Annotated in this window: 18 protein-coding genes; 10 read left to right on the top strand and 8 right to left on the bottom strand. The window is 65.1% G+C overall.

Going from position 1 to position 13,548, the window contains the following annotated elements:
- Positions 1-167: 167 nt before the first annotated feature.
- The 6 genes from VH326_RS03925 (at position 168) to glk (ending at position 5,007) form a co-directional block, all read left to right on the top strand.
- Positions 168-488 (top strand): MarR family transcriptional regulator, encoded by a 321-nt coding sequence (locus tag VH326_RS03925; RefSeq protein ID WP_329630787.1) that lies wholly within the window; start codon positions 168-170, stop codon positions 486-488.
- On the top strand, positions 424-798 hold the full coding sequence (locus tag VH326_RS03920; protein ID WP_329630485.1) for an SH3 domain-containing protein: 375 nt from the start codon (positions 424-426) through the stop codon (positions 796-798). Before VH326_RS03925 ends, VH326_RS03920 begins: the two co-directional genes overlap by 65 nt.
- Positions 795-1,724 carry an N-acetyl-gamma-glutamyl-phosphate reductase gene (gene argC / locus VH326_RS03915; RefSeq protein ID WP_329630484.1) on the top strand — a complete coding sequence of 310 codons (930 nt, stop codon included), beginning with the start codon at positions 795-797 and terminating at the stop codon, positions 1,722-1,724. The genes VH326_RS03920 and argC overlap by 4 nt, the downstream gene beginning before the upstream one ends.
- A 30-nt stretch (positions 1,725-1,754) precedes the next feature.
- Positions 1,755-3,221: a glucose-6-phosphate dehydrogenase gene (zwf, locus tag VH326_RS03910; RefSeq protein ID WP_329630483.1), complete on the top strand. Its 1,467-nt coding sequence runs from the start codon at positions 1,755-1,757 to the stop codon at positions 3,219-3,221.
- 98 nt (positions 3,222-3,319) lie between these two features.
- Positions 3,320-4,027: a 6-phosphogluconolactonase gene (gene pgl, locus VH326_RS03905; RefSeq protein WP_329630786.1), complete on the top strand. Its 708-nt coding sequence runs from the start codon at positions 3,320-3,322 to the stop codon at positions 4,025-4,027.
- 5 nt (positions 4,028-4,032) lie between these two features.
- Positions 4,033-5,007, top strand: coding sequence for a glucokinase (gene glk, locus VH326_RS03900; RefSeq protein ID WP_329630482.1), 975 nt, complete (start codon positions 4,033-4,035; stop codon positions 5,005-5,007).
- 3 nt (positions 5,008-5,010) lie between these two features.
- Here glk and mltG read toward each other — a convergent pair whose 3' ends face one another.
- From mltG to fabD, 8 genes are all read right to left on the bottom strand, one after another.
- Entirely contained in the window at positions 5,011-5,979 is a 969-nt protein-coding gene (gene mltG / locus VH326_RS03895; protein WP_329630481.1) for an endolytic transglycosylase MltG, read from the bottom strand.
- A gap of 6 nt (positions 5,980-5,985) precedes the next feature.
- Positions 5,986-7,245: a beta-ketoacyl-ACP synthase II gene (gene fabF / locus VH326_RS03890; RefSeq protein WP_329630480.1), complete on the bottom strand. Its 1,260-nt coding sequence runs from the start codon at positions 7,243-7,245 to the stop codon at positions 5,986-5,988.
- A 108-nt stretch (positions 7,246-7,353) separates the two neighbouring features.
- Positions 7,354-7,590 carry an acyl carrier protein gene (locus VH326_RS03885; RefSeq protein ID WP_329630479.1) on the bottom strand — a complete coding sequence of 79 codons (237 nt, stop codon included), beginning with the start codon at positions 7,588-7,590 and terminating at the stop codon, positions 7,354-7,356.
- A gap of 87 nt (positions 7,591-7,677) precedes the next feature.
- On the bottom strand, positions 7,678-8,091 hold the full coding sequence (locus tag VH326_RS03880) for a hypothetical protein (protein ID WP_329630478.1): 414 nt from the start codon (positions 8,089-8,091) through the stop codon (positions 7,678-7,680).
- Positions 8,092-8,219: 128 nt separating this feature from the next.
- Complete coding sequence (locus tag VH326_RS03875; protein WP_329630477.1) at positions 8,220-8,825, bottom strand: hypothetical protein; 606 nt, start codon at positions 8,823-8,825, stop codon at positions 8,220-8,222.
- Between the two features lie 62 nt (positions 8,826-8,887).
- Positions 8,888-9,628 (bottom strand): 3-oxoacyl-[acyl-carrier-protein] reductase, encoded by a 741-nt coding sequence (gene fabG / locus VH326_RS03870; RefSeq protein ID WP_329630476.1) that lies wholly within the window; start codon positions 9,626-9,628, stop codon positions 8,888-8,890.
- Between the two features lie 14 nt (positions 9,629-9,642).
- On the bottom strand, positions 9,643-10,584 hold the full coding sequence (locus tag VH326_RS03865) for a hypothetical protein (RefSeq protein WP_329630475.1): 942 nt from the start codon (positions 10,582-10,584) through the stop codon (positions 9,643-9,645).
- Positions 10,585-11,520 carry an ACP S-malonyltransferase gene (gene fabD / locus VH326_RS03860; RefSeq protein ID WP_329630474.1) on the bottom strand — a complete coding sequence of 312 codons (936 nt, stop codon included), beginning with the start codon at positions 11,518-11,520 and terminating at the stop codon, positions 10,585-10,587.
- 224 nt (positions 11,521-11,744) lie between these two features.
- Here fabD and VH326_RS03855 point away from each other — a divergent pair, with 224 nt between their 5' ends.
- From VH326_RS03855 to rpsR, 4 genes are all read left to right on the top strand, one after another.
- Positions 11,745-12,113 (top strand): RcnB family protein, encoded by a 369-nt coding sequence (locus tag VH326_RS03855; RefSeq protein WP_329630473.1) that lies wholly within the window; start codon positions 11,745-11,747, stop codon positions 12,111-12,113.
- A 131-nt stretch (positions 12,114-12,244) separates the two neighbouring features.
- Positions 12,245-12,721 carry a DUF4142 domain-containing protein gene (locus tag VH326_RS03850; protein ID WP_329630472.1) on the top strand — a complete coding sequence of 159 codons (477 nt, stop codon included), beginning with the start codon at positions 12,245-12,247 and terminating at the stop codon, positions 12,719-12,721.
- A 173-nt stretch (positions 12,722-12,894) separates the two neighbouring features.
- Positions 12,895-13,299 carry a 30S ribosomal protein S6 gene (gene rpsF / locus VH326_RS03845; RefSeq protein WP_329630471.1) on the top strand — a complete coding sequence of 135 codons (405 nt, stop codon included), beginning with the start codon at positions 12,895-12,897 and terminating at the stop codon, positions 13,297-13,299.
- A gap of 12 nt (positions 13,300-13,311) precedes the next feature.
- Complete coding sequence (rpsR, locus tag VH326_RS03840; protein WP_066583513.1) at positions 13,312-13,536, top strand: 30S ribosomal protein S18; 225 nt, start codon at positions 13,312-13,314, stop codon at positions 13,534-13,536.
- Positions 13,537-13,548: the final 12 nt, after the last annotated feature.

Below are 13,548 nucleotides of genomic sequence, written 5' to 3'. Positions count from 1 at the left end.
CCAGCGCTCGGTGAACATGGTTTACGCGACATTTCGTCATACGACTGAAACCAAGCAGCACTCGCGCACGTTGTTACGGCACCGATCCCGCCCTTTTTGAATAAGCCGATGCGAGCATGGCCATGAATGTCGCCGCTACCTTCAACACCCAGCCGCTCACGCGATGGATGAACACGCTGGTCGATTATGTCCGGTCGGGGGAGCCGGATTTGACCAACCGCCAGATGGCGCTGCTGATGGTCGTCTATCTCAGCCCGGGACCGCACACCGTCCGCGGGCTGGCGCGCGCGCTCAATGTGTCTAAGCCTGTCGTCACGCGCGCCTTGAACAGGTTGGGCGGCCTCGGCTATCTGCGCCGCCAGCGCGACGATACCGATAAACGCAATATCTTCGTTGCGCGAACGACCGAAGGGGCAGGTTTTCTTGAAGAATTCGGACAATTTGTGGGAGAAGGCGAGTCGTCCCGCGCCCGTCGAGCCACCGCGTAAGAGTTTCGCGCTGACCGGACAGTCGATCGCGATCGATCCGCTCCACAATGCCGTTCGCCCCGATCTCGCCGACGTCCGCCTGGCCGAATACGTGTTCGCCCCGCATTATGCCGCGCCGATGCCGTGCACCGTGACTCGCGGCGTCTCGCTCCACGCGCAGTCCTCGCTCCAATCCGAAACGCTGGCCGAGTTGAAGGCAGGCGAAACCTTCGAATGCCTTGAAGTGCTGCGTGAGGTCGCCTGGGGCGTGGCGCCCGATCGGCGACTGGCTGGCTATGTCGCTCGGGACGCGCTGGACCGGCTGGCGTGAGCGTCAGCGTCTTCATCGACGGGGGACATGGCACCACGGGGCTGGAGATCGCCGAGCGGCTTAGCGGCCGCGCCGATGTTTCGCTGGTGGTGCTGGACGAAGCACGCCGCAAGGACCGGGCAGCGCGCGAACAGGCACTCAACGACGCCGATTTCGTGATCCTCTGTCTCCCCGACGAAGCCGCGCGCGAAGCCGTCGCGATGATCCGCTCCGACACGCCACGCGTGATCGACGCATCGACCGCGCACCGTGTCGCCGAGGGATGGATCTACGGATTCGCCGAGCTCGAGCCCGCGCAGCAGGCCGCAATCGCCTCCGCAGTTCGAGTCAGCAACCCAGGCTGCTACCCGACCGGCTTCCTCGCCTTGGTTCGCCCGCTCGTCCGCGCGGGGTATATCCCGGTCGACTGGCCGCTCAGCGTCAACGCGCTGTCGGGCTATTCGGGCGGCGGCAAGAGCATGATCGCCGAGTTCGAGAGCGGCGAGGCCAAGACACGCGGGCGGCTGTACGCGCTCGGGCTTGCGCACAAGCACGTCGCGGAAATGCGCCGCCACGCGCGGATCGAGCATTTTCCGATCTTTCAGCCGGGCGTGGTCGACACCTATCGCGGGATGATCGTCGAGGTGCCGTTGCCGCTCCACGCCCTCCCACGCAAACCGACGCTCGCGCAGATCGAGACGACGCTAGGCGATGCCTATCGCGATTCGCCACTGATCCACCTGGCATCGGGCGACGATCCATTCGTGCGGATCGAGGACGACGCCGGAACCGATCGCCTGACGTTGCGCGTTTGCGGCAATGACGAGACTGGTCAGGCGCGGCTGATCGCGACGCTCGACAATCTCGGCAAGGGCGCGGCGGGCGCAGCGGTGCAGAACCTCAACATCATGGCCGGGTTCGATCCGGTCGCGGGGCTGACCCTTTAGACTTAACGCTTTCACGATTTGGAGTTTCGCATGCAGACGCGCCAGCCGCTCGACAAATTGTTGCTGTTCGGCGCGACCGGCGACTTGGCGCAGCGCATGCTGCTGCCGTCGCTCTATGGGCTCGACGAGGACGGGCTGCTGCCGGAGGACATGACGATCACCGGGGCTGCGCGCACGCCGATGAGCGACGACGCGTTCCGCAAGTTGGCCAAGGGCGCGCTTGAGCAATATCTGCCCGACGATCGCAAGGACAAGGACAAGATCGCCGCGTTCCTGAAGCGGCTCAACTACCAGACGCTCGACGTGACCAAGACCGATCATTTCTCCCGGCTGGCCGACGAGCTCGGCGACACGTCGAAAGGCATGGCGATCTTCCTGTCTACCGCGCCGAGCCTGTTCGAGCCGACCATCAAGGGGCTCGACAAAGCGGGGTTCACGCATGGCAACGTCCGCATCGGTCTCGAAAAGCCGCTCGGCTACGATCTCGCCTCGAGTCGCGAGATCAACGACGCCGTCGCCTCGGTGTTTCCGGAAGACCGCATCTATCGGTTCGACCATTATCTCGGCAAGGAAACCGTCCAGAACATCCTCGCGCTGCGCTTCGGCAATTCGTTCTTCGAGCCGGTGTGGAACGCCCAAGGCATCGACAACGTCCAGATCACCGTCGCCGAAACGGTCGGGCTGGAGGATCGCGCGGGTTATTATGACGGCGCGGGCGCGTTGCGCGACATGGTTACCAACCACATCCTGCAATGCCTGGCGCTGATCGCAATGGAGCCGCCCGCGCGATACGACAAGGATGCGATCCGCGACGAAAAGGCCAAAGTCTTCCGCAGCTTGCACATCATGACCCCCGAGGAAGTGCCGCATCTGACCGTGACCGGCCAGTATGGACCGGGTGCGGTCGACGGGAAGATCGTCAAGTCGTACCTCGACGAGCTCGGCAAGCCATCGAACACCGAGACCTTCGTCGCAATCAAAGCACAGATAGAGAATTGGCGCTGGCAGGGCGTCCCGTTCTACCTGCGCACCGGCAAGCGCATGGCGGTGCGCCACAGCGAGATCGCGATCCAGTTCAAGCCGGTGCCGCATTCGATGTTCACTGGCCGCGGCGGGCTGCTCCAGCCCAACACCTTGGTGATCCGCCTCCAGCCCGAGGAATATATCCAAATGCTGGTGATGGCGAAGGAGCCGGGACTCGATCGCGAGGGCGTACAGCTGCGCGAGGTGCCGTTGAACCTCAGCCTCGACGCCGAATTCGCGGGCACGCGCCGCCGCATTGCATACGAGCGGCTGCTGCTCGACCTGATCGAGGGCGACCAGACCTTGTTCGTGCGGCGCGACGAGGTTGAAGCGCAATGGACCTGGACCGACGCAATTCGCGCGGGCTGGGCGGCGAACGACACCAAGCCGAAGAGCTATGCTTCGGGCAGCTGGGGGCCCTCCACCTCGATCGCGCTGACCGAGCGCGACGGCGTGACTTGGCAGGACGACTAACCACGGTGCCCGGGCTTGACCCGGGGTCACGCTTGCTGCGTTGGGAAGCGGGTTGCCGATCACATTCGGCATGACGAATGAGAGAACACGAAATGGCGATGAACGAAGAGATCGAATGGTGGGAGTATGACGACGCAGAGGAGATGGCGGATGCCGTCGCCGGCGACGTCCAGTTCATCATCGAAAGCGCGATCGACGCGCGCGGCGGCGCGGTGATCGCGCTCGCGGGCGGCAAGACGCCGCTTCCGATCTACGCAAAATTGAGCGAGACCAAGCTCGACTGGAAGCGAGTCACGATCATCCCTGGCGACGAGCGTATTGTCCCGTTGGGCGATCCGCTGTCGAACGTGACTGCGCTGGCGAAGGCGTTCCTGCCCAAGGGTGCGCGGGTAATGCCGATCGTCCCCACCGCGACGCCCGATTACAAAGCGGCTGGCCGATCGGCCGACGCTTTGATGCAGGATCTGCACTGGCCGCTCGACCTTTGCTTGCTTGGCGTCGGCGCCGATGGGCATACCGCCTCGATCTTTCCCGGTCCGGACTTTGACGAGGCGCTCAACGGCCCCAAGGAACGCCGCGCGCTCGGCGTGATGCCCGAACCGATGCCGAACGACGCCCCCGTCCCGCGCGTGACGTTGAGCCGAGCCGCGATCGTGTCGTCGGCGGCGGTGATTATCGCGGTGACGGGTGCGGCCAAACGCCAAGTGATCGAGGATGCGATCGCACAAGGCGCCGGATCGACCTATCCGATTGGGCGCGTGCTGGCGGACACCGAGCTGCCGGTCGATATCCATTGGGCGCCATAGCGAGGATGGAAGTCGTCGCGGTCGACATCGGCGGCACCCACGCCCGCTTCGCGATCGCCGAGGTGGCGGACGGCAAGGTGGTGTCGCTCGGCCAGGCGATCACGCAGAATACCGCCGAACATGCCAGCCTGCAGACTGCGTGGCAGGATTTCGGCAGGCGGCTGGGGCGGCAGTTGCCGAAGGCGGCGGCGATCGCGGTCGCCTCGCCGGTCGGAGGCGAGGTCATCAAGCTGACCAACAATCCGTGGATCGTCCGCCCGGCGCTGATCCCCGAGCGGCTCGGCGCCGACACCTATGTCATCGTCAATGATTTCGGTGCGATCGCGCACGCGGTCGCGCAATTGCCCGACGCGGACTTCCTCCACATTTGCGGCCCCGACCGGCCACTCGCGCGCGATGGCGTAACCTCGATCTGCGGGCCCGGCACCGGGTTGGGCGTCGCCGCGGTGCTCCATGCGGGCGGAACCTACCACGTCCTTGCCACCGAGGGCGGCCACGTCGATTTCGCTCCGCTGGACTCGTTCGAGGATGCGATGCTCAAGCGGCTGCGCAAGACGTTCACGCGCGTCTCGGCAGAGCGCGTTTGCGCGGGGCCGGCGATTGTCGCGATCTACGAAACGCTCGCCGAGATCGAGGGCAAGGCGGTACGCCACCTTGACGACAAGGCGATCTGGCAACTGGCATTCGAAGGATCGGAGAGCTTGGCGATCGCCGCGCTCGACCGTTTCGTGCTCGCGCTGGGTGCATTCGCCGGCGACCTCGCGCTGATGCAGGGCGCGAAGGAGGTCGTCCTCGCGGGCGGGCTCGGTCTCAAGCTCAAGGCCCATTTCGCGCGATCGGGCTTCGCGGAGCGCTTCACCGCCAAGGGGCGGTTCCGGCAGATGATGGCGGACATTCCGGTCAAGCTGATCACGCATCCGCAGCCCGGTCTCTACGGCGCCGCCGCTGCCTTCGCGCGCCAATATTCGCGGCAAGCGTAGAATTTACATCTCCCCCCGCGCGCGGCGGATGGCGTACCATTTGGCGACGTTCGCCTGATGCTGCTCATAGGTATTGGCGAAGACGTGGCCGCCCGTTCCATCGGCAACGAAATAGAGTGCCGCGCTGTGCGCCGGGTGAAGCACGGCGTCGATGCTTGCGCGGCCGGGATTGGCAATGGGGGTCTTCGGCAGGCCCGTCATCTTATAGGTGTTCCAATCGTTCTTCGCCTCAAGCTCCGAACGCAGAATACGACGGCCGAGCGGCTTGCCGAGCGTGATCGGATAGATCGTAGTTGGATCCGCACCCAGAGGAATTCCCTGCTTCAACCTGTTCGAATAAACCGCCGCGACCGTCGTCCGCTCACTTGCCTTCGCTGTTTCCTTCTCGACGATCGAGGCCAGGATCAGCGCTTCCTCGGGCGTTTTGACCGCCAATCCTGGATCGCGCGCAGCCCAGGCCTTGGCAAGGTAGGCCGTCATCGCGCGCTGCATGCGGTCCACGATCGACCGCCGAGTCGCGCCGCTTTCGTAGCTGTAGCTGTCGGGCAGCAGCGAGCCTTCCTCCGGGCGCCCGATGCTCCCGGTCAGCTCGGGCGCGGCCGTAATCCGCTCCTGCGCCATGATCGACGGCATGCCTTCGGGAATCGTCACCAGCCGCTGCATGGTCTTGCCGGTCTGGAGCAGTTGCAGGATTCTCGCCTGGCTGACATGCGCGAGGATGCGATACTCGCCCGCCTTGATGCCGGCGCCGCTACCTAAGAACTTGGCGAATAAGGTGAAGCGCCTTGCGGAGCGGATCGCGCCTGCCGCCTCCAACCGCTCCGCCGCCTTGGCCAGGCTGCTGCCGGGCGCGACGACGATGGTGATATCCTTCGCCGCCGGCCCTGCGCCGCGCCAATCGTGGATCGCCCAGAACGCGGTGCCGATGAGCACCAGCGCCGCGACCAGCCCGAGACAGCCGAAGCGGCGCATGGCGCGTCAGATCGCCTTCATCACCAGGCTGGCATTGGTGCCGCCGAAGCCGAAAGAGTTGTTGAGCACCGCGCGCACCTCACGCTTCTTCGCCGTGTGCGGGACGAGGTCGACGCCCGCGCAATTCTCGCTCGGATTGTCGAGGTTGAGTGTCGGCGGCACGATCTGGTCGCGCATCGCGAGGATGCAGAAGATCGATTCGACCGCGCCCGCGCCGCCAAGCAGATGCCCGATCGCCGACTTGGTCGACGACATCGACATGCTGCCGAGATGGTCGCCGAACAGCCGCCGCACCGCGCCGAGTTCAAGCTCGTCGCCGAGCGGGGTCGAGGTGCCGTGCGCATTAACGTAATCGATATCGGCAAGACTCAGCCCGGACTTGCGGACTGCCATCTCCATCGACCGGAACGCTCCCGATCCTTCGGGGTGCGGCGCGGTCACGTGATAGGCATCACCGGACAGGCCATATCCGAGCACCTCGGCATAGATTTTCGCGCCGCGCGCCTTGGCACGCTCATATTCCTCGAGCACAACGACACCCGCGCCCTCGCCCATCACGAAACCATCGCGATCCTGATCCCAGGGCCGGCTCGCACGCCACGGCTCGTCGCGGAACCCCGTCGACAGCGCGCGTGCCTGGCCGAAGCCGGCGATCCCGATCGGGCAGATCGCCCCTTCCGAGCCGCCCGCGAGCATGACATCGGCATCGTCGCGCGCGATCATCGCGGCGGCGTCGCCGATCGAATGTGCGCCAGTCGAGCAAGCGGTGACCACCGCGTGGTTCGGACCCATCAAGCCATATTTGATCGAGACCTGCCCCGAGATGAGGTTGATCAGCCGGCCATGGACGAAATGCGGAGAGACTCGTTTCGGCCCCTTCTCCGCGAGCACCAGCGACTCGCTTTCAATTCCCGGCAGTCCGCCGATTCCCGACCCAATGGAACAGCCCGCCCGAAAGCGCTCTTCCTCGCTCATGTCGAGCAAGCCGGCCTCCTCGATCGCCTGACCCGCGGCGTCGATGCCATAGACGATGAACGGATCGACCTGCCGCTGGACCTTGTGGTCGACGCGCTTGTTGGGATCGAAGCCATATTCATGATCGGCCGGCTTCACTTCGCACGCATAGTTGCTCTGGAAATCGGTCGCGTCGAAGCGCGTGATCGTGCCCGCGCCCGATTTGCCGGCGATGATGTTCTTCCAGGTCGTCTCGACATCCCCGCCGAGCGGGGTCACCAGGCCCAGGCCGGTCACGACTACGCGCCGCATCGTCTTCTCCAATCAAGTTCGTCAAAGCGAAACGGCCCCCCGCCCTGGATGACCCGGGACGGGGAGCCGTTCGTTACTCGTTTTCCGCGGCGCGCGCCACGGACGGGCTCAGCCCTGGTTCGCGTCGATATAGGTGATCGCGTCGTTGACGGTGGTGATCTTCTCCGCGGCGTCGTCCGGAATCTCGACCCCGAACTCCTCCTCGAACGCCATCACCAGCTCGACGATGTCGAGGCTGTCGGCACCGAGATCGTCGATGAAGCTCGCCTCGGGCGTCACCGCGCTGGCTTCGACGCCCAGGTGCTCGACCACGATCTTCTTCACCCGGTCGGCAGTATCGCTCATTCGTCGCTTCCCTCTATTGCTTGGGGCAGGCCCCGATGTTTCCTGAACGCACCTAGAACGGGGTTGGTGCCCGCGCAAGTGTCGGCGTCAAGCCGCGGCGAACTCGGCAGGATAGAATTCGAGTCCCGCGAGCGCCGCGAGATAGAGCAGGACATGGCGCCGCGCGGTGGCCTGCCTGGCCACGGCGGTGATAACCTTGATTGCACCCGGTGACGCCTTGGCGATCAAGCTGCTGCGATCCTGCACCGGCAATGCGGCATAAACGGTCGACAACTTCACGGGATCGAGACCGTCGCGGCGGAGCGCCGATTCGGCACCCAATTTGGTGGCGCGGCCCTGCGTGTAAGACGTTGCGACTTGCACCGCGTCGGGCGACCAATTGCCGGCAACGCGGCACGCCTGCCGCGCGGCGAGCAACGCCTCGCGGTCCGCGTCGAGCGAACGTGATGGGTCGATGCCCTTGTCGGCAGCCATGACGACGCCTTCGCCGATCCGCTGCATTGCAACCGGCCCCAGTTTCGCCTCTATGCAGCCAAGCGTCGAGAGATCGGCCGCCCGTGCGGGGGTGAAGTCAGATGCGCCGAGCGCGGACGCCACACACAGCACGAGGGCGGCCCTTGGCATCATGTTCAACCGGCTTTGTATTGTGCGGCGTCGACGGTCTGCTGATGCATCCCCCACAACGCTTGCGCGACCAGCGGCGCCAGCCTCTCGCGCTGCTCGGCGGTCAGCGACTCCGGATCCAGCCCAGCCGCCTTGAGTTGCGCCATCGCGGCGGCAAGATGGGCATCGTCGACGCGACCCGTTGCGAACGCCGCCTTCGAGTCCGCATCGAGCCCGGCGTAGAGCGCACGGACAACACCGCCGGTCAGGCCGAGGTCGCGCCCCTGGTAGAGCGCGTCGTCGGTGAGGATTCGGGCGGAGAAGAACCGCAGCGCTATGTCCTGCCGTTTCGGACTCCAGCCGTTGCCGGCGCGGCACGCCGCGATCGTCTCGCCGATCAGCTGAAACGTCTCCTTCTGCTTGCTGGTTTTCGCAGCATAGCCGTTCTTGATCAGGTCGAGGATGTCGGGCCGGGGAATGCGGTGCGAGAATTGATAGATGCAGCCGACAGGGCGCATATCCTTGCCCGCCAAATCGCCGCCTCCGGATGCGGTATCACTACCGCCCGGCAGGCCCCGCTGGCTGTAATCGGGCCCCATCCGCTGCGCCGCCGCAGGGCTCGCGGCAAGCATCACAACGCCCGCCGCAACGATTGACCACCGACCTACCATATTTCCCTCCACGAATCTCATTCTCACAGCATCGCCATTCCGCCGTTGACGTGCAAGGTCTGGCCGGTGACGTATCCCGCCTCCTTACTGGCGAGATAGACGACCGCCGCGCCGATGTCCTCGCCGGTGCCGAGATCGCCCGCCGGAATCCGCGACAACAGTGCGGTCCTCTGGGCTTCGGGCAGCACATCGGTCATCGCCGATCGGATGAAGCCGGGGGCGACGCAATTGACGGTGATGTTGCGGCTGGCGAGCTCCTGCGCCAGCGCCTTCGACATGCCGACCAGCCCCGCCTTCGATGCGGCATAGTTCGCCTGTCCCGGGTTACCAGTCGCGCCGACCACGCTGGTGATCGAGATGATGCGGCCGAACCGCGCCTTCATCATCGGCCGCGCAGCGGCGCGGATCAGGCGGAATGCGGCCTCGAGATTGACTCGGATCACCTCATCCCACTCTTCGTCCTTCATCCGCATCGCCAGGTTGTCGCGCGTAACGCCAGCATTGTTGACGAGGATATCGAGTCTGCCGTCCAACGCCTCCACCGCCGACGGAACCAGTGCGTCGACCGCGGCGCCATCGGACAGGTTGCATGGCAGCGCGACGTGATCGCCGCCGAGCGACGCGCGATATGCCTCGAGTTTTTCGACGTTGGATCCCGACACCGCAAGGCGCGCGCCCTGCCCTGCCAAAGCCTCGGCAATCGCAGAGCCGATGCCCCCCGATGCCCCGGTCACCAAAGCGGTCATGCCAGTCAGGTCGAACATCTCTCTTACTCCAGTCAACGCGGCCTGAGCCCGATCTGTTTGCGGTCGGCATCGTACAGCACCGACCAGTGAAAATAAGGGGCCAAGCCGAGCGAGAGGCGCACTTGCGGCACCGCCGGCGTCGGTTCGTAGAAGATGCCGCTGGCTTGATCGCGGCGCCCGGCAATCACATCCATCGTGGCGAGTGCCTTGCCGTCGCCCACGGCGATCTGGATCGGGGTACCATCCGGCCAGCGTTGCGGTTGAACGTCGCCGAAGATGCGAAGCCCTGGTGCACCGCTATCGAAGAATGCGGGCCCGCAAACCTTGAGCGGCGGTGGGCCGACCAGGCATCCAGCCGTTCTTCCATAATCGTCCAGGGCGATGCGCTGGTAATTCGCGATCTCGCTGTCGTCGGGGTCGAGAACCAGCCGCCCTGCCGCGTCGCCGGGGCGCGGCAGTTCGACCAACCAGCGCTTCACACCGAGCAGGCGGAACGGGTTTTCGATGGCGTCGTGCTGGAGCCGGATTCCAAGGATCGCCGCAAATCCCTGCCCGGCAACGCCGTCACCCTGGATCCCGAAGGTCGTGGGATCGGACCGCCCTGCGGCACAATTCGGCTTCTGTCTGTTACAGCCGATCCGATCAATCCGCATGATCGTGATGGGGGCGGATATTCCACCGGCGCTGATCGCGACCTTAATCGCGGCGCCGTCGAATTGGGTTCCGGCGCCATAGGAATACGAAATACGTCCGCCCTTCGCCGCGCGAGCGGCATCGCCCAACGCGCGCGGCAGCACGCGGAGCCCGACCGACCCCGTGTCCAGCCCGACTTCGACTGGCTTGCCGTCGATCGTCAGCGTGACGGCATAGCGCCTCGCGCCGCTCCGGAGATCGACCTCGTGGATCGGAATTTCCGCGCGCGCCCCGGCCGATGTTGGCATCAACAGTGCCAGCGCGAGGAAAAGCGTGCGCACCTAAAGGCTCTTCGCCAGCGCTTCGATGTCCTCCATCGAGATTACGCTGATGGCATCGACGTCGGGCGCGGTGCGCTTGACCATCGGCGCGAGGACCTTGCCGCCGAACTCGACGAAGCAATCGACTCCGGCCTCGCTCATCGCCAGCACCGATTCGCGCCAGCGCACCATTCCGGTGACCTGCTCGACCAGTTTTTGGCGGATCGTGTCGGGGTCGCTGACCGGACTCGCGGTGACGTTGGCGAAGACCGGCACCAAAGGCGCATCGATCCGTGCTTCGCGGAGCGCCTCTGCCATCGCGTCGGCGGCGGGTTGCATCATCGGGCAATGGAATGGGGCCGAGACCGGCAACGCGATCGCGCGCTTGGCGCCATAGTCCTTAGCGATCGCGATGGCGCGGTCGATCGCGGCCTTGGCACCCGAAATCACGACTTGCGACGGATCATTATCGTTGGCGACGGTGCAGACCTCGCCCTCCGCCGCCGCGTCGGCGATCTCGCGCGCGGTGGCGAGATCGGCGCCGAGCAATGCCGCCATCGCACCTACGCCAACCGGCACCGCCGCCTGCATCACCTCGCCGCGAAGACGCAGCAATCGCGCGGTGGTCGCAAGATCAAACGCGCCTGCCGCGCACAACGCAGTATATTCGCCGAGCGAATGGCCGGCGACGTAATCGGCCTTGTCGGCCAGGCGGATGCCGCCCTCCTTTTCGAGCACACGCAGCGTCGCAATCGCGTTCGCCATGATTGCCGGCTGAGCGTTGGCGGTCAGAATCAGCTCGTCCGCCGGTCCCTCGAACATCAGCTTCGACAGATGCTGCCCGAGCGCCTCGTCGACCTCCTGGAACACGGCGCGCGCTGCCGGGCTTGCGGCGTTCAGCGCGTGGCCCATGCCGATCGCCTGGCTGCCCTGCCCCGGGAAAATGAAAGCGCGCATGATCTCTCCTCTTGGTTCGCGGCAGTAGAAAGCGCCGCGCGCGCACGCAAGACGATAGCGCAGATCCGCAGGATTCCGCCCTTTTCTGAACTCCTGTTCAGTTGCGGGCATCTTTTGCGACAGCTCGCGACCAATTCGCCGTAGCGGTGCGAAACACCCGCGACACCTGGTCCCCAAATTGCTCTTCGACGCCAAACACGACGTCGTTCGAAATGGAGGTTGTCATGAAGAAGTTTGTCCTCGGTGCCGTCGCCGCTGCGATGCTCGCGAGCCCTATCGCGATCGCTCCTGCCTCGGCTGCGCCGCAGCGCCACGTGACCAAGGTCAAAGTCAGGCCCAACGGCCGCACTGTCGTCACCGGGCGAACGGTTCGCGCGCCGGCGCAGAACTATCGCCGGTGGAACCGTGGCCAGCGCTTCGATGCGCGCTACGCCCAGAACTACCAGGTGGTGAACAACTGGCAGCAATATCGCGGCCGTCGCCTCTATGCGCCGCCCCGCGGCTATCATTGGGTGCGGTCGGGCAACGATGCGGTGCTCGTCGCGATCACCGGCGGCCTGATCGGCGCGGTCCTGTCGGGCGCGTTCAACTAAGGCTTCGGCCTGAAAGATGAGAGGGCGGCGAGCTTGGGCTCGCCGCCCTTTTTCTGTGCGGGACTAGCCTGGTCGAGGAACCGCAAACCGGTTCCGCGTGTTCCGGAGTCCCAATCCTCAGGAGCCGAGTCATGAAGGCCTTACTGTTCCTCGTCGCGCCGGTTGCGCTGCTGGCAACCCCCGCCAATGCAAAGACGCCATCGTCCTTTCTGCACGACGCGATTCAGGGCGACAATTCGGAGATGACGCTAGGGGCGCTAGCGGCGACGCGCGGCGATTCGGCTGGAACCCGTACGTTCGGCCGCACGCTTCGTGCCGATCACGCCAAGGCGAAGATGGATGCGGTAGCACTCGCCCGCCGCGATCGTGTCGCGATCCCGTCGGACATGATGCCCGAAGCGCGGACCGAGTACCGCAAACTCCAACGCATGTCGGGGCCAGCGTTCGACCGCGAATTCGCGCGCTATATGGTCGACGATCATCGTAAGGACATCGCCGAGTTCGAAGACCAGGCGCGGACCGGTACGCGTGGGACGGCGGCCTTGGCGCGCGCCACCCTGCCCGACCTGCGCAAGCATTTACGGATGGCTGAGGCACTAGTCCGCTAGTCCCTCTACCAACACACACCAAGAGCGTGGCCCGTCGTGCGCGACGGGCTTGCCTTTTTTGCACGCTTCCGCCAAAGGCCCCGCTTCCGGCTGTGTCCGGATACCCAGAACGATAGCCGGAGGGGTGTCGCACGGTGCGGCGTCAGCGATCGGCCAACAGAGAGAATATGCACATGGCTCTTTACGAGCACGTGTTCCTTGCGCGCCAGGATCTGGCACAGGCGCAAGTGGACGCGCTGGCGGAAGCCGCCACCAAGATCGTCGAGGACAATCAGGGCAAGGTCGTCAAGACCGAGACCTGGGGTCTGCGCAGCCTAGCCTATCGCATCGCGAAGAATCGCAAGGCGCATTACGTGATGCTTGAGATCGACGCGCCGGGTTCGGTCGTCGCCGAGCTGGAGCGCCAGACCCAGATCAACGAGGACGTGATCCGCTACATGACCGTCAAGGTCGACGCGCATGAGAACGGCCCGACCGTGATGATGCGCAAGGGTGAGCGCGACCGCGAGCGCGGCCGTGACCGGGGCGATCGTCCCGACCGTGACCGCGGTCCCCGCGGCGGCTTCGATAGCGAATAAGGATAGACAATCATGGCACGACCCTTTTTCCGCCGCCGCAAGAGCTGCCCGTTTTCCGCCAAGGATGCGCCCCGGATCGACTATAAGGATGTCCGGCTGCTGCAGGGCTTCGTCTCCGAACGTGGCAAGATCGTCCCCTCGCGCATCACGTCGGTGAGCGCGAAGAAGCAGCGCGAGCTCGCCCAGGCGATCAAGCGCGCGCGTCATCTGGGCCTGCTGCCCTACCTCGTGAAGTAAGGAGCAGACACG

Origin of the sequence: Sphingomonas sp., from assembly GCF_036269755.1 — a bacterium.
Classification (GTDB): Bacteria; Pseudomonadota; Alphaproteobacteria; order Sphingomonadales; family Sphingomonadaceae; genus Sphingomonas.
This window is presented reverse-complemented; position numbering and strand designations above follow the sequence as displayed.

What these genes read in the sequence shown, in the direction of transcription:
- fabD (WP_329630474.1), bottom strand. Translation starts at nt 11,520, where the DNA reads ATGCGCGCTTTCATTTTCCCGGGGCAGGGCAGCCAGGCGATCGGCATG.
- VH326_RS03925 (WP_329630787.1), top strand. Translation starts at nt 168, where the DNA reads ATGAACACGCTGGTCGATTATGTCCGGTCGGGGGAGCCGGATTTGACC.
- VH326_RS03855 (WP_329630473.1), top strand. Translation starts at nt 11,745, where the DNA reads ATGAAGAAGTTTGTCCTCGGTGCCGTCGCCGCTGCGATGCTCGCGAGC.
- glk (WP_329630482.1), top strand. Translation starts at nt 4,033, where the DNA reads ATGGAAGTCGTCGCGGTCGACATCGGCGGCACCCACGCCCGCTTCGCG.
- fabF (WP_329630480.1), bottom strand. Translation starts at nt 7,245, where the DNA reads ATGCGGCGCGTAGTCGTGACCGGCCTGGGCCTGGTGACCCCGCTCGGC.
- VH326_RS03875 (WP_329630477.1), bottom strand. Translation starts at nt 8,825, where the DNA reads ATGCTTGCCGCGAGCCCTGCGGCGGCGCAGCGGATGGGGCCCGATTAC.
- zwf (WP_329630483.1), top strand. Translation starts at nt 1,755, where the DNA reads ATGCAGACGCGCCAGCCGCTCGACAAATTGTTGCTGTTCGGCGCGACC.
- pgl (WP_329630786.1), top strand. Translation starts at nt 3,320, where the DNA reads ATGAACGAAGAGATCGAATGGTGGGAGTATGACGACGCAGAGGAGATG.
- fabG (WP_329630476.1), bottom strand. Translation starts at nt 9,628, where the DNA reads ATGTTCGACCTGACTGGCATGACCGCTTTGGTGACCGGGGCATCGGGG.
- VH326_RS03885 (WP_329630479.1), bottom strand. Translation starts at nt 7,590, where the DNA reads ATGAGCGATACTGCCGACCGGGTGAAGAAGATCGTGGTCGAGCACCTG.
- rpsR (WP_066583513.1), top strand. Translation starts at nt 13,312, where the DNA reads ATGGCACGACCCTTTTTCCGCCGCCGCAAGAGCTGCCCGTTTTCCGCC.
- VH326_RS03880 (WP_329630478.1), bottom strand. Translation starts at nt 8,091, where the DNA reads ATGCAGCGGATCGGCGAAGGCGTCGTCATGGCTGCCGACAAGGGCATC.
- VH326_RS03850 (WP_329630472.1), top strand. Translation starts at nt 12,245, where the DNA reads ATGAAGGCCTTACTGTTCCTCGTCGCGCCGGTTGCGCTGCTGGCAACC.
- rpsF (WP_329630471.1), top strand. Translation starts at nt 12,895, where the DNA reads ATGGCTCTTTACGAGCACGTGTTCCTTGCGCGCCAGGATCTGGCACAG.
- mltG (WP_329630481.1), bottom strand. Translation starts at nt 5,979, where the DNA reads ATGCGCCGCTTCGGCTGTCTCGGGCTGGTCGCGGCGCTGGTGCTCATC.